This window comes from Ruegeria sp. O11 (assembly GCF_056535285.1).
The window spans coordinates 208,675-230,452 of sequence record NZ_JBQERS010000006.1 but is presented as its reverse complement, the minus strand read 5'-3'; the positions used below and the strand labels follow the sequence as shown (position 1 = coordinate 230,452).

The window sequence follows — 21,778 nt, the reverse complement described above, 5'->3', positions numbered from 1 at the left end:
CTCCGGTACCCGGTGGCGTAGGCCCGATGACGATCGCCTGCCTGCTTGCGAATACGCTGACCGCCGCGTGCCGGGCGAATGGCCTGCCAGAACCCGAAGGCCTGACAGCGTAATACCCGACACAAAGACCTATTTGGGTATGGTCTGATTAGCCGGAGAGCCTGCGCGCTCTCCGGTTTTTTGTTCTCCATGTATTATTAATGCGTATGGGGACTTGTTAACTTGACCCAGCGTTAACCCGTGATAAGCCTTCTAATCCAATTGGTTGTGAGGTTAGACTACCTTCCGTTTGATGTTTTTGGTGCAGGCTAAGAAGGTGTGTTGCTTGGTATGAAGTCCAAACTAAGTCCGATCATCTCGTTTTGCAGTCTTCAACGTGTAGTGGCCGGCCTAGTTTTTGTTCCATTGCTTGCCTATTCGTTCGCACCCTTTCGAGACATGACACTGTCATATTCACAGCGGTTGTTGTTCTGGACTGGTGTAATGCTACTGGCGCTGTTTGCAACATGGGCTGCGGGGCAACTTGTGCGCACAAAACTGAGTTTATCGGGATCGTTGTTCCGGGATTTTGCTTTTGCTGCGTTGATCCTGTTGTTGTTTGCCCCCTCTTTGTGGTTTCTGACGTGGGTTCTGTTCTCATTGAATGGACGGATGGCTCCAGACCTGTTGAAGGTCGTCCCTTATGGGCTTCTGTTTGCGACGGGGCTAATACTTGTTCGTCAATGGGGCGATCCAGATGAAGCAGTGGAAGAACCTCGAGCACGGCTCTATCATCGATTGCCAACTGGTTTCGAGGGGGAGATCTACCGGCTGACCGTGCGTGATCACAGCGTCGATGTCGTAACCTCAGAAGGGACATTTACCATCCGCTCGCGATTTACCGATGCGATAGCTGAGATGGAGCCGGTTCCTGGGCATTGCACACATCGATCACATTGGGTGGTGGATTCCACAATTGTTGGGGTCAAGAAAGAGGCGGGGAAAACCTACCTGCGTTTGAGGAACGGCGATGAAGTACCTGTCAGCCGGAAATACAAGCAGCATCTTGTGGATGACGGGCTGTTATAAGGGTCATCGCGGCATTGGAATTTTCTGGGGCTGATCCCCCGTCAAGATTGCCCGGGCATCTGAGGCCATGATCCTTGTCAGTGTTTGGTCTGTGCTGCGCAACCCGCCGGTATAGGTCCCATAGGCGGGCAGGATTAGTCGGGCATGATCCAAAAGGAACGCAGGCCGAGAGATCGAGCGCCCCCGAATATTCAAACTTGCCTTGGGATGATAGTGGCCGGAAATCTCAGCCATTGCATCTGGTTGGGCTATATGGCGAAAAGTGAGGTCGCTGCAAATCCATTCGGATAGATGCGTACCACCAATTTCAACCGGACCGGGGTCATGATTGCCTTCGATCCAGATCCAGTTCCGACCTGCTTGCAACGTCGTAATCCGAAGCCTGTCCTCAGCTGTCAATGCAGTTGACGCGTCCAAGTCATCAAAGCTGTCTCCCAGACAAATTACTGACGTGGCCTTTGTATATGACAAGTCACCTCCCAGCCGTGTCAAAGTCTCGCGTGTATCATAAGGGGGGAGCGAAGAACCGCCCCTTCGAGCGATGCGTTCTGACTTGCCCAGATGCAGATCAGATACGCAAAGCAGGCGTTGATCGGGCCACCAAAGCGCCCCGGAACCTAGTGCGCGCAGTTGGTGACCCGCAAAGGAAAACTCGACGTTGTTCATGGTACGTTCTTTGCCTGTTTCGACGGACGGCGCAAGAGGATTTACGGAGATTGTATGCCTGCAGCTTGCAGCAAGCGGGCACTCTCTTCGGCCAGAAGGCGTTCTTCTGCCTCACCTTTGACTGGCACTTTTCCCATTTCCAAAAAGAGCGGTGCAGCCAATGGAGAAACGCGATCCAGCCGCCGAAGATCGATGCGGCCATTGATCCGCGCGACCATCGCTTCGATCCGCCCGAAATCAACCAATCCGCGCATGGCTTCTTCGCGGGTGATCTGCATCAAAAGATGGTCGGGGTCGTATTTCAGCAGAGTGTCATACAAGATGTCTGACGAAAACGTCGCTTGCCGTCCGCTTTTGCGCTGCCCTCCGGTATTGCGTTCGATCAGACCTGCGATTGTGGCCGAGGCGCGGAACGTGCGCTTCATCACGGCATTGCCTGCCAACCACGTTTCCAGCCCTTCGCGCAGCGCATCAATCTGAAACAATGGGCGTGGATCGGTTACCGCGTCCAGGCCCCAGATCAAGGTGGCATAGTCGGTAGCGACAAAGCCCAGTGGGGCAAGGCCGGTCTCTTCCATACGTTTGGTTAGTAACAAGCCCAGGGTCTGCTGCGCATTTCGGCCTGCAAAGCCATAGACACAGATATGTTCACGCCCATTGTCGGGGAAACTTTCGATCAATAGTCGATCACGCTGCGGTAGGCGCGAGACGTCGCGTTGCAACGCCAGCCAATCGGCGGTGTGGGCGGGCAAGTGTGGCCAGTCAGATTGCGCGAACATACGCAGAATGCGGTCGCTAAGCTGCGTAGATGTGGCGAATTTTGTGCCAGAGAAGGTTGCGATCTTGGGTTTCTTGTCAGCGCGGCGGCTGACCTCAACCACCATTTCACGCAGCCCTTCGTAACGGACGATCTGGCCGCCGATCAGAAATGTGTCACCGGGGGTGAGCGAGGCAGCAAACCCTTCTTCCACCTCGCCAAGTGGCTTGCCTCCGCGATTTCGTTTCAACCGTACCTTCAGCGTGTCAGTGTCCTGAATTGTGCCCAGATTCATCCGGATACGCTGCGCTGCTCGTGGATCACGCAATTGCCAGCGCCCATCTGATCGCTGCTGCAACCGCTGCCAGCGGTCATAGGCGCGCAGGGCGTATCCGCCGGTGGCGCAGAAATCCAGACAGGCATCAAATTCGGGTCTGCTGAGGCCGGCATAGGGCCCCGCCGAGGTCAGCGCGGTGTAGAGCGCATCGGCCTCGAACGGTCCGGCTGCAGCGGCGATCAGGATATGCTGACAGAGCACATCCCGAGGGCCCGCGCCGCGAGGATCACCGTCCAGGTCATGTTCCTGCACCGCATGCAGTGCGGCCACACATTCGACCACTTCAAACCGGTTGGCAGGTACCAACAGCGCCTTCGATGGGGCATTATAACGATGGTTTGCCCGTCCGATTCGCTGCACCAGCCGTTTGACGTTCTTTGGCGCGCCAATTTGGATCACCAGATCCACATCCCCCCAATCGATTCCCAGATCGAGGCTGCCCGTGCAGACGATGGCCCGCAGATCACCGCGTACCATTGCGGCCTCAACCCTTTCGCGTTGCTGCCGGTCCAGACTGCCGTGATGGATACCGATTGGCAGACTTTCATCATTTGCCAGCCAGAGATTATGAAAGAATATTTCGGCCTGAGCGCGCGTGTTGTGGAAGATCAGTGTGGTTTTATGCTGCCGAACCTGCTCCAGCACCGCCGGAATGGCATAGGCGGCGCCTCCACCAGACCAGGGGGGCATTTCTTTGGTTTCAAGCATCGCGATATCGGGATCTGGGCCGGGATCGGCCTGAATTATTCTGCAAGGATCAGGATGCCGCGCCAGAAACTGCGCAATGCCTTCTGGGTCTTCCACAGTCGCAGACAGGCCGACACGGCGCAAATCGGGGCAGAGCGCTTGCAACTGTGCCAGTGCAAGCATCAATTGATCGCCCCGTTTGCTTTCCGCCAAAGCGTGAATCTCATCAACGATTATGCGCTGGACTCCCGCAAACATACGCGGCGCGTCTTCGTAGGAGGTGAGTAACGCCAAGCTTTCTGGTGTTGTCAGTAGGATATGTGGAGGATCAACACGCTGGCGTTTCTTTTGCGTGGCCGACGTATCGCCAGTGCGGTCTTCGATCCGTATAGGCAAGCCGATCTCTTCCACCGGGGCACGCAGATTGCGGCGGATATCAGCGGCCAGCGCCTTGAGTGGTGAGACATAGATCGTATGCAGCCCATCATGCGCGCCGTCGGCCAGTTCGGACAGGGACGGCATGAACCCGGCCATCGTCTTGCCCCCGCCTGTCGGGGCAATCAACAGCGTCGCCGGTTCCTGTGCCTGGTCGAACATGTCTTGTTGATGCGGGTGGATCGACCAGCCTTTGGCGGCAAACCAATCGCTAATCCGGGCGGGAATCTGCGTCATGGCCGCAGATTAACCGCCCGGGTTCAGAAGGATAGGGGTTAGTGAACGATCTTTTCTTCCTTGACGAACATGTTCGCCCAGGCACGGTCGATCAAGTCGGGGCTCATCTGATAGGGGATGCCTTCGAATTCGCAGATCGAGATCATCTGATCGATCAGGAAGATCGGTTGATAATTCGCGTAGATGTTCTGGATCGTCGGGTATTTGACCTTCAGCAGATGTACCAGAGCCGCTTCGTCCAGAGGCATCCCGCGTTTGCGGGCAACCATCGCAAAGATCTTGAGGAAGTTCTCTTGGTTCGGACCATCAATCTTGATCTTGAAGAAGATCCGGCGCAGAGCCGCTTGGTCGAAGATTTCATTCGGATGGAAGTTGGTTGAAAAGATGACCAAAGTATCGAAGGGCACTTCGAACTTCTCACCTGATTGCAGGCCGAGGATATCCTTGCTTTCTTCCAGCGGAACGATCCACCGGTTGATCAGGGCCTGAGGGGGTTCGGCCTGACGCCCAAGGTCGTCCACGATGAAAATGCCTCCGGTCGATTTCAACTGCAGCGGTGCCTGATAGGTCCGGGCAGTGGGGTTGTAAACGAGGTCCAACATGCTCAGCGACAGTTCACCGCCGGTTACCACGGTTGGGCGCTCGCATTGCACATAACGCGTATCGAACCGTTTCCGGCGGCGCAAACTGTTGGGATCGTCCTCTTCCTGTTCAATCGCGGTGTGAACAATCGGATCGTATACGGTGATCACCTGCCCCGAATATTCGATGGCGCGCGGGACATAGACATTGTCACCCAGCGCGTCCCGAATTCCGTTCGAGATTGAGGACTTACCATTGCCCGGAGGGCCATACATCAGGATCGAGCGACCGGCGCTGACAGCAGGACCCAAGTGATCCAGCAGGCTGTCGGGTAGAACCAGATGACCCATAGCACCAGTCAATTGATCACGGGTGACCTGAATGTTGCGGATCGACTGACGCTTGACCTGTTCGCGATAGACGTCCAGTGGCACCGGCATCGCGCCGAAATACTCCGATTGGCTAAGCGCGTCTAAGGCACGGGCCTTTCCTGAATCGGTTAACTGATACCCCATCTCGTTGCCCGAGTTCGCGTTCAGTGTGCCTGTCGCCTCCATCAGTTTCTGTTCCCGTGCGATATCGATCAGTTCCTGCGTCACCGAGCCGGGCAGGCATACCGCCGCGGCAACCTCGCTTACCGTATCCACGTTCTTTCGAAAGATCGTTTTCAGCAGAATGTCACGCATCATCACCAGCGGAAGCTGCATTTCAGCCAACCCCTTAGGGGCAGGGGGGGCCATAACGGAGGACGTCTGCATGTTCATAAGCGGGACTCGTCTGTCAATTATCACACCAAAGGCCCCATGCAGGGCCATTTAGGGAAAATTTGACGCGTCTTTGTGGCAGGACCAAGGCGCGGGCAAGGCGCGGTCATGATTGTTCACGAACCGTGGATTATGCCCAAAATCAGGTAAGCCACGAGGCTACCTGCAAGCGTCAGACCCATTGGAAACTGTTTACCGCGATCCCAACTGTCCCAATGCGGAGCGATCTGGCGCAGTCGGGTGTGTTTCGCTAACCGGTGGGAACAAAATGCCCCTAGCAGCGTGGCAGACAGAATTATGAATACCCACATGAAATCACTGGCCCAGACAAAAGCAGCGGCGGCAGCGCAGAATTTGGCGTCACCAGCTCCCATAATTCCAGCAGCGTTCAATACGATGCCGACGATCAGAACAACGACTATGTGAAGCAGCTGCCAGACGTATAGAGGCAGCTTAACAGTGACCGGACCAAAAGTGCCGGGTAGCCATTCGCCCGACCATGGCGGCAAAACGAAAAGGCCGACAACGAGAAAAACCACCAACAGTGCCATGACCGCATGGTTCTTGATCCGCATCTCACGCATATCGGTGAAGGCAACGTAGAAACAGATCGGCAGGACAAATGGTAAGAACCACGCTGCCGCTGCCGCTGGTATGTGCATGGATTAGGCGTCCTCGAGTGCCCGAAGCGAGCGAACGGCTTCGTCATAATGCTGGGGATGCGTGGCGATTGCCTCGCGATACAGGTTCTTGGCGAGGTTTACATCGCCTTGTTTAACTGCCGAAATAGCCATCGTATTCAGCAACATCGCCCGTTCGGTCTGAGACATCGGGACAACCGGAACGCTGTAATTGCCTTGTGCACTGCGCGCCAGAACCAGATTGTTCTTCGCAGTAAATAGCGCGTTGTCCTGTTGAATGGCTTCGGTGAACAGACGTTCAGCTTCGGCATATTGCCCGCGTGCCATTTTGGAGTAGCCCCAGTTATTCATGACACCCGCCGGTCGCGTGGTCAGGCCAACTGCGGTTTCATAATAATGGTCTGAGCGTTTCCAGTCTTTTCTGGAGTCTGCCACCAGCGCCTCAAGCCGATAGCGCTTGAACGTCTCATAAGTGGGTGGGATTTTGTCGAGTGTTGCCTTTGCAGCGTCCCAATTTCCGCTACGCACTTGCGCATCTGCATATTCAACCCGGTCGGCGTTGTTTGCACCTTTCATCCCGAGCACACGTTTCCATGCCGCTGACGCTTCGGTGCTGCGCTTGGCGCGGGTCAGGGTAATCGCAAGACCACGCTGAAGATCGATCCGGTCCGGGTTCTTGGCGGCCGCACCCTGAAAATAAGTGACGGCTTCGTTTGGATCAGCTGCATTCAGCATCACGTCGTTCAGGTTGGTCTCGTCAATAACGTTTACTTCCTGAAATGTACGTTCGACTTTTTCCTCTTCGGTTTCTTTTGCGCAAGCGGTCAAGACCAGCCCGCACGCAAGCATCGTCGGAATCAAAAAGGGATGGCGCATTTTTGCGTCCTTTACTGCTCTGCCTCTATTGCTGGGTTTTTGCGCAGAACGAATTGCCCGTCGCCGCGCTGCTCCAGCTCAAATTCTTGTTCTTGTGGGGTATTATTAGCAGGATTTTCCATTTTTGCGAGTGCTAACCGCAAATTGTCACGGATTGCGTCACTTTCGCCATTGTCTAACGCAAAAGCACGGCGGAAAACCTGTGCTGCTTCGGCGTATTCGCCTGTCTCCATCAGGAATACACCAAGATTATTCCAGGCGACCGGCCAATCGGGATCATCCTCCACTGCTCGGCGTAGCAGGGGTTCGGCTTGTCCGATCCGGCGTAAGCCCAGATTGGCGGTGCCGAGCGAAGTCAGGATCTCGGGTGTCATTCCCTCGGTCAGCGCCGCCCGGGTGAAGGATTCCATCGCAAGCTCGTATTCGCCTGCCGCCATTAGGCGATTGCCGATAGCGATTTCATCCACAACCGGGCCATCGGGGTCAACCCCAGGCGCAAATGGATCGTCCGGAGAACGCGTTTCAGTGCAAGAGGCCACCATGGCAATAACCATGGCGGCCCTAAAGAGATGACGCAGGTGCAAACCGAAAGGCTTGAGAACCTTATCACGCAGAAGGTGAGCGTTATTGGCTTCCAAACTCCATGATACCTTTTGCCGAAGGGCCAACAAGAATGACCAGAAGGGGGGGGACGGTCAGCATCATTGTGGCGAGTGTCATTTTGGTTGGCAACTTGTTCGCGGCTTCTTCGGCGCGCATAACGCGCTTGTCGCGCATTTCGTCGGCGTAAACCCGCAGAGCTTCCGCGATCGAAGTACCAAAGGTGGCTGACTGGATCATAACAGTCACAAATGCGCTAACGTCCTGAACTCCGCAACGGGTGGCAAAATCGCGCAGGACCGTATCCTTTTCTTTACCAGCCTTCATTTCATAGGCGACGACTTCAAATTCAAGCGCAATGTCGGGATAGGAGGCTTTCATTTCTGCCGCGACCCGAACGATGGCCTGATCAAGCGATTGGCCGGCTTCGACGCAAACAAGCATCAGGTCAAGCGTGTCCGGGAAACCGTTGACGATGGCCTCCTTCCGTTCCTCTACGCGCCGTGTGATCCAGTACTTGGGTATGAAGTATCCGACCAGTCCAGGCCCCAAAACGCGAATTAGGAGTTGAGTAGAGTCAAACTCCTGATCTCCTGCGAAAACCGTGACCAGTGAGATACCGATCAGAATTCCGACAATCCCCAACGCAAACTGCGAAAAATGATAGAATCGGACGGCATCTTTTGACTGATAGCCCGCTTGGCGCAGCTTGAGCTGAACGGCCGAATATTCTTCCTCGTCCTTGGGTTCGAGGAAATTGGCAAATTTTTCAAGCTGCTCGTTGCGGCTGGCGTTTCTCAGGCGTTCTTTCTTTTCTTTCTTACTTTTCTTAGGCGCCGCGTTTGAACGTTGTAGCTTCTTAAGTGGATCCTCAGGCTGATTCAGCATCAAAGGGACGGTGATCAGGATCATAAACAATCCCAGAATACCAACGACAATCAGCGGGCCGAATTCGCCTAAATGAGTTTTTAGCAGCTCATTGATCTGGCTCAGAATTTCCATGGCGGCACCTCTAAACCTTAATATTAGTCAGGATTTTCATGACGATCAGGTTCAATGTCAGCATGATGCCAACAAAGAAACAGGCTGGAATAAACAGCGGATGATCCATCACCGAATCGTAATAATGCGGATCCTTGACCAGAATGAACATGAGGCATGCAAGAGGGAAGCCAGACAGGAACTTTCCTGACCATTTTGCCTCAGCGGTAATCGCATTCACCCGACGGAACAAGCGGAACCGGGCCCGGATCACTTTCGCAAGGCCCGCGAGAATATCAGCAAGGTTACCCCCCGACTGCTGCTGAATGGAAACCGCCACTGCTAGGAAACGCAAATCCTGCATATCCAGCCGTTCTGCCATGTCCTTAAGCGCTTCACCCACTTCCCGGCCATAAGCAGATTCATCCGAGATGATGCCAAATTCCGTCGCAAGTGGGTCCTCAACTTCGCTGGCAACGATCTGGATCGATGAAACAAACGGGTTGCCGACCCGAAGCGATCGCACCATCAGTTCAACCGCATCCGGTAATTGTTCTTCGATCAAAGCCATGCGTTTCTTGGCCTTGTTGCTGACCCAAGTGTAGACAGCACCAATACCGATGGCACCCGAAAGCGCGATCCGCAATGTCATTTCGGTCGCCGTGGCCACGCTGAGGGCCATGAAGACCAAACCAGAAACCAGCGCCATGATCATAATCAGCTGTCTGGGCGAGAAGGCGATTGCGGCTTTTTGGGCTTTGTCTGCAAGAAGCGAATAGAGCGGGATGCTCTGCGACTTCATATGCTGCTGCATTTCCTTGCGCAGTTGTTCCAGCACCTGTTCGCGACCGACACCCTTGTCGATCATATCCAGCCTGCGATTGACACGGCTGTTCAGACTGATCGATTTTCCAAAGGCGACAAGATAGATACCTTCGACCAGGGCGAAAACCCCGACGAAAATCACGACATAGATGAGCGCCTCGACAGGCAGTTGCATATCTTGGTTCTCCTACATCGTGGTCGGGTCGTAGATCGAAGCGGGTAGATCGAAACCCCACAGGCGGAACCGCTCTGAAAAGTTGCTCCGGACGCCTGTCGCAGTGAAATGACCGATGATCTTGTTGTCGGGGGTCAAGCCAACGCGTTGAAATTTAAAGAGTTCCTGTAAGGAAATCACGTCACCTTCCATCCCAGTAATCTCAGTGATGGAAGTCATGCGACGTGAACCGTCCTGTAGACGGCTGGCTTGAACAATCAGGTTCACAGCCGATGAGATCTGGCTGCGGACGGCTTTGATCGGCATTTCGATTCCAGCCATCGCGATCATGTTCTCAAGACGTGAGATACCGTCGCGGGCAGAGTTGGCGTGGATCGTGGTCATTGATCCGTCGTGGCCTGTGTTCATGGCCTGCAACATGTCGATCACCTCGGCACCACGCGTCTCGCCCACGATGATGCGGTCGGGGCGCATACGTAGGGCGTTTTTTAGACAGTCCCGCGGGCTGACCTCACCTTTACCTTCCACGTTGGGCGGGCGGCTTTCCATCCGGCCCACATGGGTCTGTTGTAGCTGAAGTTCCGCCGTATCCTCGATGGTTAGGATGCGTTCGGCGTCGTCGATAAAGCTGGACAGCGCGTTGAGCGTTGTCGTCTTACCGGAACCCGTACCACCTGAAACGATGATATTCAGGCGCGTTGAAACCGCAGCTTGCAAGTAGGCGGCCATTTCTTCCGTGAAGGCGCCGAAATTGACAAGATCGTCAATGCCCAGCTTGTCCTTCTTGAACTTACGAATCGAAACCAGCGAGCCATCAACTGCAATCGGCGGCACCATGGCGTTGAAACGCGAGCCGTCTGCCAAACGGGCGTCAACGTAAGGGTTGGATTCATCGACACGACGGCCAACAGCGGACACAATCTTGTCGATGATCCGCATCAGGTGCTTTTCATCCTTGAAAGTGATGTCGCTGATTTCCAGTTTGCCCGCTCGCTCGACGAAAATCTGCTGAGGGCCGTTTACCAGAATATCGTTGACCGTATCGTCCTGCAGCAAGGTTTCCAGCGGCCCCAGGCCGGTGACTTCATCATAAAGTTCCTTGTTGAGCTGAGTGCGGTCCTCACGGTTCAAGACAATATTGCGCGATTCCAGAACTTCGCTTGAAATTGCACTGATCTCAGCCCGTAACTCGGCCTCTGCTGCTTTCTCAAGCGCCGCAAGGTTTAGGTTTTCAAGCAGTTCACGGTGCAGTTCCAGCTTGATCTCACCCAAACGCTCTTTGCGCTTGCGCTCTTTGTCGTTGACGGTGACCTCCGCCGCCTTTTTTTGCACCGGCTTGCGTACAACATTAGTCGAGGCCGCCGCCGCGGCTGGCGTTGCGGCCTCAGCTTTTTCAGGCGCCGGGGTTTGGACCGGCTGCGCCGAAGGCTGTTTTTTATATCTTGAAAACACGGCAGCTCCCCTTTGAATTATGCGGCTTCAGCGTCGCTGCTGCCTAGGCTATGAAGCGATTGAGCAAGTTTGGCGATCTCGCGGCGTAGCGGATTCTTGGCCGCCGAGTTTGCCAATGGCAGGCCGTGATCACCGCTTTGCATGACTGCCTTGCCACCATCAGGTAGAAGCAAGTCGATCGAAATTCCCAGGCTTTCGCCCATACGTTTGACCCGGCCTTTTCCGTTGAGGTCGGTGAATTTCGGTGCCCTGTTCATGGCAAACCGCAACTTGTTAAAAGGCAGTTCTTCGGCTTGCAAAGCCCGTTTCAGGCGCAACGCATTCTGAGCCGACCGCATATCAAGTTCGATCAAAGCAAAATAGACATGCGCCGCCTGCAGCACCGTTTCAGACCAGTGAACCAGTGTTTTGGGCATGTCGATCACGACGTAGTCGAAGTGGCTGCGTGCTGTATCGATCACGCGCTGGATATCCTCAGGGTTGATAATATCCAGTGGAACCATATCGGACGGAGCGGTTAGGACCTGCAGCTTGTCTTCGAATGTTTGCAGGGCTTGCCCGAAGGATTCCTCGTCCATGGAATCAGTGTCCGAGAGCATTTCGAATACAGCTTCGTGGCGCGGAAGGTCCAAAAACGTAGAAACGCTTCCATATTGAAGATCCAGATCAATCAGGCACACTTTGGGTGCTTCCTTGGCTGAAACTGTAGCCAGTTCCCACGCAAGGTTTACGGCCATCGTCGTAGAACCGACCCCGCCTGCGAGCCCCTGGACCACGAACAGCGCGCCCTCTTTCGACGCACCATTTGCCAGCGGCACTGCTGCGGCTTGTGGTGCTGTGACCGGGTCGGGCTTGTTCATCCGGTCAATCGCTTCCTGAAGTTCGTTTTCGGGAAGCGGGTAGGGGACAAATTCATCAGCGCCCTTACGCAAAAGCTGATGCAGGGAAGCCGGAGTCACATCTTCTGCGATCAAAACAACCTTTATGCCCTTTTCCTTGGCACGTGTGATGATTTCACCCATCATGGTCAGGTTGTCTTCGTCATCACCATCCAGCGCCAGGGCAACAAATTGAAGCGATTCTGCTTCGGGCTGGCTAAAGAACGCGAGCGCCTCGGCAAACCCCAGATCCCCCCAGCGTTCTCCTAGCGCGGCTTCCATATCTTCGATCAACAGATCGAAATTCTGGACATCACGGCTAATCGTGCAGGCCAGAATGGCGTCGTTTTCATCTTGCGGCGTCGCGCTCGTCATAAACACAATCCTCGTCGAGAGGGCTGAGCAAACCTGATGAACGCGTGAAAGGTCAGTTCTAGCTTGCTGTCGCCCGATGCGGTCAATTTTGGCCGCAGGTCACCCTATTGTTCACAATGTTGCTTGGAAGTGGGGCGAGAATTGGGCGCAAAAGAACCAATTGTAGGGAAATGGGCGACAATGCCGCCCATTTCTTAGGTATTATTATTCACTGGATTCGCCTTCACCGATTTGGATGAAGCTGACCGGGGCCGCGCTTGAGATATACTCGCGGTAGATAACGTCAGCGTATTTCCCATCCAGGATATTCTTGTGACTATCAACAAATCCTGAAACCTCGGTAACCGTCCTACGGTTACGACGATCCCGATTCGGAGTCGCCACAAGAGGGCGGGATTTCCCAAACGAAACAACAGCTTCCAGTCGTGATCGCGAGATCCCTTGCCGCGTTAGGAATGCCACCGCCGCATTGGCACGGCGTTGCCCCAGACGGTTGTTATAAGCAGTTGAACCTACAGCGTCGGTGTGACCGTAAACACGGAACCGCGCTTCGGGGAACTGTTTGATCCATGCGGCTTGCTGCAGCAGAATCTTCTGCGCTGATGCATCCAGCTGTGCGCTATCAAACGCAAAGTTGATCTGCGTCGGAACCTCTGCGGCGAATCTCTGAGCCAGGATCTGGCCATACGTCAACTCGCCATTCATGACCTGAATGTTATTCAGCGTCGCGTTTCCGAAAGTGCCCTGATCGATTTCATACCCAGCTTCGCGAGTACAGCCAGCGACAGCAACCGAAAGGCCCAGTGTTAAGATCCACTTTTCCATTGGTCCTATCCTCCTATCAATCCAGAACATAGCCATAGGAGGCGCCAAAGTCCTGCTTGGCCACTTCCGATGCAGCACCGCTTCCGGCTCGTTCAGTCCGGGCGACTTTGCCATTCACGAACAGATCGAACTCGCTGGGTGGTTTGACCCGGTCAGTTGGCAGGGCAAGCGCCTCACCACGAGTAGGTGAAACCAGATGTGCGGTCACAATAATGATCAGCTCGCTTTGTTCGCGCTGATATTGAGCGCTGCGGAAAAGAGCGCCCAGAACCGGCACATCACCCAACCACGGAACCTGACTGTTCAGATCTGTGAAGTCATCCTGGATCAAACCAGCAATTGCAAAGCTTTCACCATCATTCAACTCGATCGTCGTGCGTGTGGTACGCGAGATGAAGCTCGGGACGTTGTCGCCGTTGATCGTGAAATCGGAACTCTGATCGATTGACGATACGGATGCGCCCATTTCCAGATTGATGCGATCGCCGTCCACGACACGAGGAACGAACAAGAGCTGAACGCCGAAGGCCCGATACTCGATCGCAACCACGCCGTCACCTTGCGGAACAGGGATCGGCACTTCGCCACCGGCCAAAAATTCAGCCTCTTGTCCGGATAGTGCCGAAAGGTTCGGTTCGGCCAAACTGCGGACTAAGCCTTTGGTTTCAAGCGCTTCCAGTAGCAGACGAACCTGCGTCGAGCCTGCGCCGAACCCAAACAAGATAGCACCCGTATTGGTTTGCACGAACGGGATGTTATTCGCCAAAGCGTTGTTAAGTGCAGCTTGGTTGTTCAAGCTGTTGAAGCCGCCGGTCGCGTCTCCACCGCCAAAGCCCAGAGATGCCGACAGGTTCTTCGCTACCGAACGGTTCATTTCGGCGAATCGCACTTTCAGCATGACTTGCTGTACGCCACCAACATTCATCAAGTTCGATACACGCTCAGGCGCGTAGCGCTCGGCGAGTTCAAGAGCACGTGCTAGTCTTGCACTGCTTGATACCGTACCGGATAGGACAATACCGTCATTTGCAGTCCGTACTTCGATCGGCTCATTTGGCAGAATCTGACGCAGCCGCTCTTTGAACTCAGAGACATCAGGCGAAACGCGCACACGCACGTTAGTGATCAGATTTCCACCGCCATCGAACATCGTCAGCGTGGTTATGCCGGGTGCGCGACCCAATACATATATTGTCCGGTCGGACAGAGTAGAAATGTCTGCAATGCCTGCGTTGGCAATGCTGATATCGGCAAAGGGTTGTTCACTCTCCACCACAATTGCGCGGTTAACAGGAACATCCAGCGATTCAGCTGTCCCCTTTTTCACCACGCGAAGATTTTGGGCCCACGCGGCATCGCCGATTGGGCTCACAACAAGCGACAACCCCAGCAGGGTTGCGCTGATCCAGGAACGTATTGTCATGTGACCTGCCTCTCCGATCACCACTCGATTTTTTATGGGTCTAATGCCCTATGATCTGAACCCTGCGCCAATTCCGGATTTATTGCAATAATCAATGGTTTCCGGAATTTTCCTTATGTGGGTTTCTCGCAACAACACCATGAAAAAGACCGCGCAAAATGCGCGGTCTGTGGGTCGTTAACGGTTTGAATTTTCGTTAGTTTGTACAGGGAATTGGTGTCTCGACAGTTTCGCCGCCACGACGGGTTCGGATTGTACAAACCTTCTTTTCAACCACTACCGGTGCGGGTGCTCGTTCTTGAATTCCCAATAATGATTGCTGGTCTACTTCAACCACTTCGGCGACTTCATCATCCTGCGCGCCCACTAGCGCCAGAGACATACGGCCGGTGTTTTGTGCCTGTGCCAAAGCCGCAATTTGTTGTGAGGTCGCCGCTACGGTTACAGTGCGGGCAATCGTGGTCCCTGTGACATCTGAACCCGCAATCTGGTCAACTGCGACCAGTTCAATATTTGTCAGAACCAGTCGGGTAATCTCGCCGCGTCCAGCATCAGTAGTACCGCGCAGCGATCCCGTCCAATAGACGTCCACTGTGTCACCAGGGCGCAAGAAGCCCGAAACGCCGGAGGCAACATCGACGCTGATTGCAAACGCACGCATGCCCTTGGGCAACTGCGACCTCAAGCCCGCTGTTTCGCCCGGGTTGGTAACTTTGACTTCCATGATGGCTTCGTCTTTTTCCATTGCCCGAAGCACATATCGTTCGTTGTTCTTGATATCAGGAAACAATACTGCCGCATCAACGAAAGCGCCCTCGGGAATTGCTGATTCGGGCCACTGGACAACGCGGATATCGTCCTGGTTCAGCCGCTCGCCATACTTAAGAGACCGGTTGGAGACCAGAACTCCGACTGTTGGCACAACGCCAGCTTTAGCATTTGCCAGAGCTTCTTCACGCAGTTTTCGCTCCTGCGCAAGTTTAGCCTGATTCTCAGTAATATATTCGCGTGCCATATAGACAGCACCACCGGCCAGGGCGATCCCGATGATAAGAACAAGTCCAAAAACAGCTCGCATTTGTCCCTCGTCATGTTTCGTTCAAGTAAGTCTCGCGGCTAACTTCGTCGCGATGGTTCAGCGGCTACCCTAGGAGGTAATTGTGTCCAAAAATGGGACAATCCCCACATTTTTCGGAGCAGTATCAAGATCCGTCAAAGAAGCCAGTATATTGGTTTAGTCAAAACTAATTTGCTGGACCTGAATCGACGAGAGGGCTTGCCCGGTTTGCTCGTCGACACTTTGGATGCCTTCGTTCAGGAGCACGTACATCATCCCGGCAATGCCTACGATCGCGGCCGTTAGTACAACCCAATCTACCGTAACAGCGCCGTCGTCTTCGCTAAAAAAAATTTTGATTGTGCTAAACATTGTACGTTACCGAGGTAAGGAACTTTTGCAAAAGGGGCCACGTCTTTTGATAAGACATGGCCCCCACATTAGATACCAGAGTCTGGCAGCGATTAGTTGGTGTTCGGCGTCACAACAGTGATACCCGACAGCGCGCTATCGATGTTGCCGGCCAGTTCGCTGGCACCGCTCTGAACCTGATTGTATGCAATGGCTGCCAGAGCAACAACGGCTGCGGTCAGAACGACCCAGTCTACAGTTACGGCGCCGTCTTCGTCTTTGCGGAAGTTCTTGATGAACTTGATCATGTTACGTCCCTCCTTAAGGATCAAATAAGTAATTAACCTCGGCGTCTTCCAGAGCATTCTCTCTCAGTCCGCTCCCGATCGTCTCGGTATGGGTCTATGTTTGACCTTTGCGCGTGGCAGGAATTGGGCCAAACCAATATTTTTTGGCTAAATGCTTAAGATTTTATCCGTAATTCTTGTAACATATTGATTATTAGTAGAAATTACTTCACCTTTTTTCGTGCATAGAGGATTGGGCGATGCAAAATAGCGGCAAATGAGGCGAAATTGCCCCATTTCGCTTTGTTTTTCTGGCGTTGCAGGCCGTTATAGGGTTCAAAATGCTTCAAAAGATAAGAAATCGAGGCAGGCAAATGTATTTCCGGGACGCAATGTTTTGCGCAGGTGCAGTCGCATTCCTATTGACGGGTGCAATTTCGGTATCCGCGACTGAGATCGAGCCGCGCGGGGTTTATAAGCGTATCAAAGCCCCCAAACCTGGCACGCGTCCGCGTGTGACCATTCAAATTACCCCAGAACAACACGCGGCGTCGCCTTCGGCACCCAGCACTGGGGCAAAGCTGGATGTGCCCGAGGTTACGACCCCTGCACCCGTTCCGCCGTCGAATCCTCCGAAGATCGCAGGAACGACCGAGCCGGTAGGGACCTATGAGGCTTTCTGGAGCCGAATCTCACCCGAACTGCAACAGGCAAGCGCAGGAAGGCTCGCAGAAGCTGTTCAGGCATTGTCTGCGACCGACGTAGCGGCCCCGCGCCTTCAAACGCTTCAGGATATCGCAGACGCGCGCGGCGTGGACATCCTGCGCTCGACTGTGGGCACAAATGTCTCGCCTGCGCTTGTGCTGGCGGTAATCTCGGTGGAATCCGCCGGGAAAACACAAGCCGTTAGTTCCGCCGGCGCTCAGGGGTTGATGCAACTCATGCCAGCCACAGCCGAACGCTTCGGTGTCGAAGACAGCCTCAAACCGGAGCAAAACATAGAAGGTGGGGTCAAATACCTTCATTGGCTGATGGAGGAATTCGATAACGACCCGATCCTCGTTCTCGCGGGTTATAATGCAGGCGAGGGGGCCGTGCATAAACACAGCGGTGTGCCACCTTATGCTGAAACCAGAGATTACGTGCCCAAGGTCCTTGCCGCGTTTCAGGTCGCAAGCGCGCTGTGCACGTCAGCACCGCAGTTCGTATCGGACCCCTGCGTCTTTCAGGCAGCCAATTAAAAAAGGCCCGCGTCATTGCGGGCCTTTTGCTTTTTGGAGGAGCGATGTCAGTCGACAATCGTTGCCTGGGTCGCCGCCCTCATATCCGCATCGCTGACACCATCGGCAAGTTCAACGATCTTCAGGCCACCTTCGACCACATCGAGGACGCCCAGATTGGTGATGATCCGATCCACAACGCCCTGTCCGGTTAGTGGCAAAGTACATTCCTTCAGCACTTTCGAATCACCATGCTTGTTGGTGTGGTCCATCACAACGATAACGCGGCCCACACCGGCCACCAGATCCATCGCTCCGCCCATGCCTTTGACCAGCTTGCCGGGAATCATCCAGTTGGCCAGATCGCCTTTCTCGTCGACTTCCATCGCACCCAGGATCGCAGCGGCAATCTTACCGCCTCGGATCATGGCGAACGAAGTCGCGCTATCGAAGTAAGAGGTGCGGGACAGTTCGGTGATCGTCTGCTTGCCTGCGTTGATCAGGTCAGCGTCTTCCTCGCCCTCAAACGGGAAGGGGCCCATGCCCAGCATACCGTTTTCGGATTGCAGAGTGATATCCTTGTCGCCCACATAGTTCGCCACCAGCGTCGGAATACCGATGCCGAGGTTCACATACATGCCGTCTTCGAGCTCTTCAGCCGCGCGCGCGGCCATCTGATTGCGGTCCCAGGGCATTATGCTTCCTCCTTCTTACGGGTGGTGCGCTGTTCGATGCGCTTTTCGTGGCTGCCTTGAATGATACGGTGCACATAAATGCCGGGCAGGTGGATGCTGTCAGGGTCTAGTGAGCCGCGCGGAACGATTTCTTCAACCTCAGCCACGCAGATCTTACCGCATGTTGCGGCGGGCACGTTGAAGTTACGGGCGGTCTTGCGGAACACCAGATTTCCGGTGTCATCTGCTTTCCACGCCTTTACGATCGCGAGGTCGGCGAAGATGCCTTCCTCCATGATATAGGTCTCGCCGTTGAAGTCTTTGTGCTCTTTTCCGTCCGCGATCACCGTTCCCACGCCTGTTTTGGTGTAGAACCCGGGGATGCCAGCACCACCGGCGCGCATGCGTTCGGCCAATGTGCCTTGTGGATTGAATTCCAGCTCCAGCTCTCCACTCAGATACTGGCGCATGAACTCCGCGTTTTCACCGACATATGAGCTGATCATTTTCTTGACCTGCTTGGTCTGCAGCAGGATGCCGATGCCGAAATCATCAACGCCTGCGTTGTTCGAAGCAAAGGTCAGGTCCTTCGCGCCCGACGCTTTGATCGCCTCAAGCAGCATCTCTGGGATACCGCACAGACCAAAGCCGCCTGCCGCGATCAACATGCCATCCGAGATCACCCCATCGAGCGCCTCTTCGGCATTGGCATAGATTTTCTTCATGGAAAACTCCCCCAATGACATGGTGTTGGGCCGAGTTGTGCCGCCACGTCACCGGGAAGTCAACGAATCCAAGGGGCAGGTGGTATTTCTACCTAACCTGCCTTTTTGGTGGTTTTCTTGGCAGCTGCTTTCTTCTTGGGCGCCGCCTTCTTCTTAGTACCCTTCTTGGCCGCACGCTCGTTGACCAGTTCAATGGCCATTTCCTGCGTCACATCCTCGGGCTTTATGTCCTTGGGGATTGTCGCGTTGACCTTTTCCCATTTCACGTAAGGCCCGTAGCGCCCGTCCAGAATCTGCATCACGCCACCATCCGGATGTTCGCCTACTTCTTTCAGCGGTTTCGCAGCCTGTCCGCGCCGTCCCGGATTGGCCCGTTTCTCGGCCAGCATTTCAACCGCCCGGTTCATTCCGATTTCAAAAACGTCATTTGGATCTTTGACATTGACGTAGACGGGTTTGGCCTCCTCCGGCAGCTGGTGCATGATATATGGGCCAAACCGTCCAAAGTTCGAGCTGATCATGCCACCCTCGGGATGTTCGCCGATCTGGCGCGGTAAAGACAACAAAGTCAGCGCCTTTTCCAGATCCATGTCATCTTTGTTCCAGCCACGGGGCAGGGATGCACGCGGAGGTTTCTTGTTCTCGGGCGTGGGCTCTCCGCGTTGGACGTAGGGCCCAAACCGACCGGATTTCAGCCAGATCTCATCGCCCGCATCCTCGCCTAGCAAACGTTCATCACCTTCCGCACCTTCGCCAGCGATCGGACGGGTATAGGTACATTCCGGGTAATTGCCGCAGCCCACGAATCCGCCGGTACGCGACGTTTTGAGGTGCAACTGGCCCACACCGCATTTCGGACAAATACGCGGATCGGATCCGTCTTCTCGCGGGGGATACAGCTGGGGCGCCAACGCCTCATCCAGCTTGTCCAGCACTTCTGATATGCGCAGTTCCGAAGTCTCACCAATTGCAGCCGAGAAATCTCGCCAGAACTTTCCGAGCAGATCCTTGTAGTCACGGTCCCCAGCGCTGACGTCATCGAGCTCTTCCTCGAGGTTGGCCGTAAACTCATAGCCCACATACTGGCGGAAGAAGTTCAGCAGAAAGATCGTGACGATCCGCCCCTTTTCTTCGGGGATCAGGCGGTTCTTGTCTTTGCGTACATATTCCCGATCCTGAATCGTGGTGACGATCGAAGCATAAGTCGATGGTCGTCCGATCCCCAGTTCTTCCATCCGCTTGACAAGCGTCGCCTCGGTATAGCGTGGCGGCGGTTGAGTGTGGTGTTGCAGCGCGAGCACGGCCTCGTTGTCGGACAGAATCGCGGCTTTGTCCGAGTCGCTGGTGGCCTTGATGAACTGATCCCGCAATGATGTCTTGGCAAAGCGCGCTGGATCGCCTTGCATGATCTGAGGCAAGCGCTTGTCATCGTCATCAACAACGTCATCTCGGCCTTCTTCATAGACACGCATGAAACCATCAAACAAGATTACCTGACCGGTGGCGCGCAAGCCGACTTGGCCGTCATCACTGCCGATTTCGACTGTCGTGCGCTCCAGTCGTGCCGCAGCCATCTGACAGGCAATGGTGCGCTTCCAGATCAGGTCGTACAGTTTACGCTGATCTTCATCCGTCACTTTCAGCGCTTTGGCATCACGCGACATATCCGTCGGGCGGATACATTCGTGCGCTTCCTGTGCGTTCTTGGCCTTGTTTTTATACATGCGCGGGCTGTCCGGCACATATTCGGGGCCATATCGATTCGAGATGGCATCACGGGTGGCGGCGACAGCTTCGGGCGCCATGTCGATACCGTCAGTCCGCATATAGGTAATGTAGCCCGCCTCATACAGCCGTTGCGCCACCTGCATTGCATGGCGCGCGCCCATTCCAAATTTACGACTGGCTTCCTGCTGCAGGGTTGAGGTCATGAACGGGGCACTTGGGTTACGTGCGGCAGGCTTGGCCTCGACTGAGGTGACACTCAGCGCCCGGCTGGTAATCGCCTGTACAGCCAGCTCGGCCTGCGTGGCATTAGTCAGATCGTGTTTGTCGAGCTTTTTGCCGGCCAGAGTAACAAGACGGGCTTCATAGGTCTGGCCGCGTGGTGTTTCGAACAAGGCCCTTACGGACCAGTATTCAACAGGCTTGAACGCCTCGATCTCCATCTCGCGTTCCACGATCAGGCGCAGGCAGACCGATTGTACGCGTCCGGCAGACTTTGCGCCCGGCAGTTTGCGCCATAAAACGGGCGATAGGTTGAAGCCCACCAGATAGTCCAGCGCACGGCGGGCCAGATAGGCCTCAACCAGCGGCATATCGACCTCGCGCGGGTTCTGCATCGCTTCGGTCACGGCGTCCTTGGTGATCGCGTTGAACGTCACGCGGCTGACCGGCGTGTCCTTCTTGATCGAACGCCGCTTGGTGAGCGCTTCTTGCAAGTGCCAACTGATCGCTTCGCCCTCGCGGTCAGGGTCAGTTGCGAGGATCAAAGCGTTGTCTTCTTTGAGAGCGTCGGCGATCGCTTTGACATGCTTGCGGCTGTCGTTGCCCACCTCCCATTTCATTGAAAATTCATGCTCGGGATCGACCGAACCATCCTTCGGCGGCAGGTCACGGACGTGGCCATATGAGGCCAAAACAGTGTAGTCGGGGCCAAGATACTTGTTGATCGTTTTTGCTTTGGCCGGAGATTCTACAACAACTACAGGCATTTAAGGGGAATCCTCGCTCGACGGATTTTGCGCTTTGTATGACCGTGCAAAATGTGTGGGGCAAGATCGAATTGTCAATGCGTTCGTTTTCCGCGCCCAAAGCCACTGATTTTCAGGCCGATTCTGGCAGTTTGCACCGTGTAATCAGTCGCTGGTCCCAAAATCT

General features: G+C 54.7%; 19 protein-coding genes and 1 pseudogene. 3 read left to right on the top strand and 17 right to left on the bottom strand.

What is annotated here, in order from left to right; genetic code table 11:
• Together ACRZ91_RS13955 and ACRZ91_RS13950 are read left to right on the top strand one after the other, a co-directional pair.
• A pseudogene (locus ACRZ91_RS13955) lies at positions 1-113 on the top strand (bifunctional methylenetetrahydrofolate dehydrogenase/methenyltetrahydrofolate cyclohydrolase); the annotation flags it as partial.
• Positions 114-438: 325 nt separating this feature from the next.
• On the top strand, positions 439-1,068 hold the full coding sequence (locus ACRZ91_RS13950) for a LytTR family DNA-binding domain-containing protein (RefSeq protein WP_480906339.1): 630 nt from the start codon (positions 439-441) through the stop codon (positions 1,066-1,068).
• Between the two features lie 3 nt (positions 1,069-1,071).
• Here the strand turns inward: ACRZ91_RS13950 and pdeM are convergent, their stop codons facing one another.
• The 14 genes from pdeM to ACRZ91_RS13880 form a co-directional block, all read right to left on the bottom strand.
• The gene (gene pdeM / locus ACRZ91_RS13945; RefSeq protein ID WP_170541636.1) at positions 1,072-1,734 is read right to left on the bottom strand and encodes a ligase-associated DNA damage response endonuclease PdeM; all 663 of its coding nucleotides are present in this window, start codon (positions 1,732-1,734) and stop codon (positions 1,072-1,074) included.
• Between the two features lie 41 nt (positions 1,735-1,775).
• Positions 1,776-4,187, bottom strand: coding sequence for a ligase-associated DNA damage response DEXH box helicase (locus ACRZ91_RS13940; RefSeq protein WP_480906336.1), 2,412 nt, complete (start codon positions 4,185-4,187; stop codon positions 1,776-1,778).
• A gap of 38 nt (positions 4,188-4,225) precedes the next feature.
• A complete protein-coding gene (locus ACRZ91_RS13935) occupies positions 4,226-5,533 on the bottom strand; it encodes an ATPase (RefSeq protein ID WP_170541630.1) in 1,308 nt (435 codons plus the stop codon).
• 116 nt (positions 5,534-5,649) lie between these two features.
• Positions 5,650-6,195: a prepilin peptidase gene (locus ACRZ91_RS13930; RefSeq protein WP_480906333.1), complete on the bottom strand. Its 546-nt coding sequence runs from the start codon at positions 6,193-6,195 to the stop codon at positions 5,650-5,652.
• Positions 6,196-6,198: 3 nt separating this feature from the next.
• Entirely contained in the window at positions 6,199-7,050 is an 852-nt protein-coding gene (locus tag ACRZ91_RS13925) for a tetratricopeptide repeat protein (RefSeq protein WP_480906331.1), read from the bottom strand.
• Positions 7,051-7,061: 11 nt separating this feature from the next.
• Complete coding sequence (locus ACRZ91_RS13920) at positions 7,062-7,604, bottom strand: tetratricopeptide repeat protein (RefSeq protein WP_480906328.1); 543 nt, start codon at positions 7,602-7,604, stop codon at positions 7,062-7,064.
• A gap of 70 nt (positions 7,605-7,674) precedes the next feature.
• Positions 7,675-8,652, bottom strand: a complete 978-nt coding sequence (locus ACRZ91_RS13915; protein ID WP_010441653.1) for a type II secretion system F family protein — start codon at positions 8,650-8,652, stop codon at positions 7,675-7,677.
• A 10-nt stretch (positions 8,653-8,662) separates the two neighbouring features.
• Positions 8,663-9,631 (bottom strand): type II secretion system F family protein, encoded by a 969-nt coding sequence (locus tag ACRZ91_RS13910; RefSeq protein WP_319545167.1) that lies wholly within the window; start codon positions 9,629-9,631, stop codon positions 8,663-8,665.
• Between the two features lie 12 nt (positions 9,632-9,643).
• Positions 9,644-11,083 carry a TadA family conjugal transfer-associated ATPase gene (locus ACRZ91_RS13905; RefSeq protein WP_010441655.1) on the bottom strand — a complete coding sequence of 480 codons (1,440 nt, stop codon included), beginning with the start codon at positions 11,081-11,083 and terminating at the stop codon, positions 9,644-9,646.
• Positions 11,084-11,100: 17 nt separating this feature from the next.
• Complete coding sequence (locus tag ACRZ91_RS13900; RefSeq protein ID WP_170541618.1) at positions 11,101-12,336, bottom strand: AAA family ATPase; 1,236 nt, start codon at positions 12,334-12,336, stop codon at positions 11,101-11,103.
• A 204-nt stretch (positions 12,337-12,540) separates the two neighbouring features.
• Positions 12,541-13,161, bottom strand: a complete 621-nt coding sequence (locus tag ACRZ91_RS13895; RefSeq protein WP_480906323.1) for an OmpA family protein — start codon at positions 13,159-13,161, stop codon at positions 12,541-12,543.
• A gap of 16 nt (positions 13,162-13,177) precedes the next feature.
• Positions 13,178-14,584 carry a type II and III secretion system protein family protein gene (locus ACRZ91_RS13890; RefSeq protein ID WP_170473290.1) on the bottom strand — a complete coding sequence of 469 codons (1,407 nt, stop codon included), beginning with the start codon at positions 14,582-14,584 and terminating at the stop codon, positions 13,178-13,180.
• A 196-nt stretch (positions 14,585-14,780) separates the two neighbouring features.
• Positions 14,781-15,662: a Flp pilus assembly protein CpaB gene (gene cpaB / locus ACRZ91_RS13885; RefSeq protein WP_170779333.1), complete on the bottom strand. Its 882-nt coding sequence runs from the start codon at positions 15,660-15,662 to the stop codon at positions 14,781-14,783.
• Between the two features lie 443 nt (positions 15,663-16,105).
• On the bottom strand, positions 16,106-16,300 hold the full coding sequence (locus ACRZ91_RS13880; RefSeq protein ID WP_170779339.1) for a hypothetical protein: 195 nt from the start codon (positions 16,298-16,300) through the stop codon (positions 16,106-16,108).
• Between the two features lie 353 nt (positions 16,301-16,653).
• Between ACRZ91_RS13880 and ACRZ91_RS13875 the strand changes: the two genes are divergently transcribed.
• Positions 16,654-17,520, top strand: coding sequence for a lytic transglycosylase domain-containing protein (locus ACRZ91_RS13875; protein ID WP_010441663.1), 867 nt, complete (start codon positions 16,654-16,656; stop codon positions 17,518-17,520).
• A 47-nt stretch (positions 17,521-17,567) separates the two neighbouring features.
• Here the strand turns inward: ACRZ91_RS13875 and ACRZ91_RS13870 are convergent, their stop codons facing one another.
• The 3 genes from ACRZ91_RS13870 to topA form a co-directional block, all read right to left on the bottom strand.
• Positions 17,568-18,194, bottom strand: coding sequence for a 3-oxoacid CoA-transferase subunit B (locus ACRZ91_RS13870; protein WP_010441664.1), 627 nt, complete (start codon positions 18,192-18,194; stop codon positions 17,568-17,570).
• Positions 18,194-18,898, bottom strand: coding sequence for a CoA transferase subunit A (locus ACRZ91_RS13865; protein WP_319545161.1), 705 nt, complete (start codon positions 18,896-18,898; stop codon positions 18,194-18,196). The genes ACRZ91_RS13870 and ACRZ91_RS13865 overlap by 1 nt, the downstream gene beginning before the upstream one ends.
• Positions 18,899-18,990: 92 nt before the next feature.
• On the bottom strand, positions 18,991-21,612 hold the full coding sequence (gene topA, locus ACRZ91_RS13860) for a type I DNA topoisomerase (protein WP_480906317.1): 2,622 nt from the start codon (positions 21,610-21,612) through the stop codon (positions 18,991-18,993).
• Positions 21,613-21,778: the final 166 nt, after the last annotated feature.

Excerpts from the sequence above, each read along its gene's own strand:
- ACRZ91_RS13890 (WP_170473290.1), bottom strand. The coding sequence starts at position 14,584 with ATGACAATACGTTCCTGGATCAGCGCAACCCTGCTGGGGTTGTCGCTT.
- ACRZ91_RS13910 (WP_319545167.1), bottom strand. The coding sequence starts at position 9,631 with ATGCAACTGCCTGTCGAGGCGCTCATCTATGTCGTGATTTTCGTCGGG.
- ACRZ91_RS13940 (WP_480906336.1), bottom strand. The coding sequence starts at position 4,187 with ATGACGCAGATTCCCGCCCGGATTAGCGATTGGTTTGCCGCCAAAGGC.
- ACRZ91_RS13875 (WP_010441663.1), top strand. The coding sequence starts at position 16,654 with ATGTATTTCCGGGACGCAATGTTTTGCGCAGGTGCAGTCGCATTCCTA.
- ACRZ91_RS13930 (WP_480906333.1), bottom strand. The coding sequence starts at position 6,195 with ATGCACATACCAGCGGCAGCGGCAGCGTGGTTCTTACCATTTGTCCTG.
- ACRZ91_RS13900 (WP_170541618.1), bottom strand. The coding sequence starts at position 12,336 with ATGACGAGCGCGACGCCGCAAGATGAAAACGACGCCATTCTGGCCTGC.
- ACRZ91_RS13920 (WP_480906328.1), bottom strand. The coding sequence starts at position 7,604 with ATGGTTATTGCCATGGTGGCCTCTTGCACTGAAACGCGTTCTCCGGAC.
- ACRZ91_RS13925 (WP_480906331.1), bottom strand. The coding sequence starts at position 7,050 with ATGCGCCATCCCTTTTTGATTCCGACGATGCTTGCGTGCGGGCTGGTC.
- ACRZ91_RS13870 (WP_010441664.1), bottom strand. The coding sequence starts at position 18,194 with ATGCCCTGGGACCGCAATCAGATGGCCGCGCGCGCGGCTGAAGAGCTC.
- ACRZ91_RS13935 (WP_170541630.1), bottom strand. The coding sequence starts at position 5,533 with ATGAACATGCAGACGTCCTCCGTTATGGCCCCCCCTGCCCCTAAGGGG.
- ACRZ91_RS13865 (WP_319545161.1), bottom strand. The coding sequence starts at position 18,898 with ATGAAGAAAATCTATGCCAATGCCGAAGAGGCGCTCGATGGGGTGATC.
- ACRZ91_RS13895 (WP_480906323.1), bottom strand. The coding sequence starts at position 13,161 with ATGGAAAAGTGGATCTTAACACTGGGCCTTTCGGTTGCTGTCGCTGGC.
- ACRZ91_RS13950 (WP_480906339.1), top strand. The coding sequence starts at position 439 with ATGACACTGTCATATTCACAGCGGTTGTTGTTCTGGACTGGTGTAATG.
- pdeM (WP_170541636.1), bottom strand. The coding sequence starts at position 1,734 with ATGAACAACGTCGAGTTTTCCTTTGCGGGTCACCAACTGCGCGCACTA.
- cpaB (WP_170779333.1), bottom strand. The coding sequence starts at position 15,662 with ATGCGAGCTGTTTTTGGACTTGTTCTTATCATCGGGATCGCCCTGGCC.
- ACRZ91_RS13915 (WP_010441653.1), bottom strand. The coding sequence starts at position 8,652 with ATGGAAATTCTGAGCCAGATCAATGAGCTGCTAAAAACTCATTTAGGC.
- topA (WP_480906317.1), bottom strand. The coding sequence starts at position 21,612 with ATGCCTGTAGTTGTTGTAGAATCTCCGGCCAAAGCAAAAACGATCAAC.
- ACRZ91_RS13880 (WP_170779339.1), bottom strand. The coding sequence starts at position 16,300 with ATGATCAAGTTCATCAAGAACTTCCGCAAAGACGAAGACGGCGCCGTA.